Source organism: Caballeronia arationis, assembly GCF_001544975.2.
Lineage (GTDB): Bacteria > Pseudomonadota > Gammaproteobacteria > Burkholderiales > Burkholderiaceae > Caballeronia > Caballeronia arationis.
This window is the reverse complement of record NZ_FCOG02000370.1, coordinates 1-2,176: the sequence shown is the minus strand read 5'-3', so window position 1 is coordinate 2,176 and position 2,176 is coordinate 1. Positions and strand designations below refer to the sequence as shown.

Here is a 2,176-nt window from a genome sequence, read left to right as displayed (position 1 = left end):
CACACACTCTGTGATAACGTCATGATTGGCTCCGGTCGTCCACGGGTCTTCGGACCCATTGAGCTTCGAGCTCGTACATCGCTGGGCACGTCCCAGCCGGCTCGACCGGAGCCACCTTACACCGCCAGCGCTCCGCAGTCACCCGTACAACTCGTCGGTCTGAGGCGGAGCCTCGTTAGTGTTAAAGGCGAATGGAATCAAAAAAATTGTTGTCGTCGGGAACATGAGCCACATGTGCATTGATGCGGTGACTCGCCATTCAATGGACTTGGGCTATGCGACGACCGTGATTCACGATGCCTGCGCCACGCAGGACCTCGAATTCAACGGAGTGCATGTCCCGGCAGCGCAGGTGCACGCGGCATTCATGGCAGCACTGCGTTTTGGGTATGCGAAGTTGATTTCGGCGAAAGAGTTTACAGGCTAACATCGCAACCTCGGCGCTGATTCAAAAGAATGCCCCAAAATGTCCTCCACCTTCATTTTGCAAGCCGAAGCGACGTTGCTTTTTTGTCGTTGTCTCAGGCACTTGCGTCGATGGTCCGCCTAAGCTGCTCGTTCCGGCAAATTGAGCCAGTCCGCTTGCCGGTCGATGTTGGTCATGAAATCGTCCAGTGCCGCTCGTGAGAGCGACACGCTCGCATTGCTCTCGAGGGGATGGAACAGAAACGCTTGTTCGTCCGCAAGGTCGAGGTCTACTACGAGCCGCACACGTCTTCCTTCATCGTTGACCAACGCTAGCGGACTCAATGAGCCGGCACGAACCCCAAGCAACTCGAGAAGGTTTTCTGCCGACGCAAACGAAAGACGCCCACTGCTCATAGATTTAGCGACTGCCAGCAGGTCGAGTGATTTTGACGAGGTCGTCACCACGAGATAGTAGTTACCCTTCTTGTCTTGCAGAAGCAGATTCTTGCAGCGCGTGCCGGCGAGTGACAGCGCGCCAGCGCCCCTGATTCCACCATATTGAGCACGGACTCATGCTCCTCCGAAGTGTGCGGAATATCCTTCTCCATCAAAAGCTTCAGTACTTCGATTTTTCCGAACATGCTGTTGTCTATCTGAAATAGCAAATGTGCCGACCTGGACGTGTTCCAGGTCGATGTCCGCTCATCTGCAGGTTACATATCAAACACGGGGTACGATGCCTTTTGAATTGCCGCGATGGTGTCGTCTGACGAAAGCACTCCCGACTCGTCAAGAATCGAGACCAACGAACGGCCTTCGGTCACGGACTGGCGCGCCAGCATGCTTACACGAGCATAGCCAATCTTCGGAACCAGTGCCGTCGCAACAGCCATCGATTCCATCAGGTGCTTCTCGTTGCGCACGACATCAGCTTCGATGCCTGTGACGCACTTTTGAGCGAATCGCTGGACGCCATTATTGAGCAGCGCGATGCTGTCGAAAACGCGCGATGCGACCACGGGCTCGAAGTGATTGATTTCCAGCTCGCCGTATTGCACGGCCTGTGCAACCGCGACATCATTTCCGACTACGGCGAAGCTCAACTGAATCATCGCCATCGGCAAGACCGGATTGACCTTGCCCGGCATGATTGATGAACCGGCTTGCGCCTCGGGCAGCTTCAGGTCTCCGAGTCCGCCAACAGGGCCGGAGGATAGTACAGTCAGGTCGGACGCGATTTTCGCCAGAGAGACGGCGCACGTCCGAAGCTCTGCAGAGACACGCGCGAACACATCCATGTTCTGCATTGCATCGAACGGATTTGCAGGCGGCTCGTACATCACTCCGGTGATGTCACGGAGATGCGTGTAGACGGCAGAACGGTACCCCGCTGGCGCGCCGAAGCCCGTGCCGATGGCCGTTCCACCGAGCGGGAGGGCCCGGAGTTTGTCGCGACCCCCCCACGAGTTCCTCCGCAAGGCGCTTCGTCAGAGATGCGTAACCACCGAAAAGCTGCCCAAGCCGCATCGGTTGAGCGTCTTGCAGGCAGGTGCGGCCCAGGTGCAACAAGTCGGCGAATTCGATAGCCTTCCCTTCGAACAGCGCAGCAAGTTGCTTGACCTCGTCGATTAAAGGAGGGCAAGCTCCTCGTGGGTGCGCAGCACGAGGTTGGCCAGCACGCGAACAAGCGCAAGTTATTCGTCGACTACTCAGGCGACAAGATAGCGATCATCAATGCGCAAACGGGTGAGATCCGGGAGGCCGAGTT

General features: G+C 56.9%; 3 protein-coding genes and 1 pseudogene. 1 reads left to right on the top strand and 3 read right to left on the bottom strand.

The window, feature by feature from the left end; translation table 11 throughout:
* The first annotated feature begins 178 nt into the window (after positions 1-178).
* Positions 179-427, top strand: coding sequence for an isochorismatase family protein (locus tag AWB81_RS42295; RefSeq protein ID WP_235026240.1), 249 nt, complete (start codon positions 179-181; stop codon positions 425-427).
* Between the two features lie 119 nt (positions 428-546).
* Here the strand turns inward: AWB81_RS42295 and AWB81_RS42290 are convergent, their stop codons facing one another.
* The 3 genes and pseudogenes from AWB81_RS42290 to AWB81_RS49100 all read right to left on the bottom strand — a co-directional run.
* Positions 547-909 carry a YbaK/EbsC family protein gene (locus AWB81_RS42290; RefSeq protein WP_268811812.1) on the bottom strand — a complete coding sequence of 121 codons (363 nt, stop codon included), beginning with the start codon at positions 907-909 and terminating at the stop codon, positions 547-549.
* Positions 910-1,121: 212 nt separating this feature from the next.
* Complete coding sequence (locus AWB81_RS46670) at positions 1,122-1,886, bottom strand: lyase family protein (protein ID WP_268811811.1); 765 nt, start codon at positions 1,884-1,886, stop codon at positions 1,122-1,124.
* A gap of 7 nt (positions 1,887-1,893) precedes the next feature.
* Positions 1,894-2,037: pseudogene (locus tag AWB81_RS49100) on the bottom strand (lyase family protein); the annotation flags it as partial.
* Between the last annotated feature and the right edge of the window lie 139 nt (positions 2,038-2,176).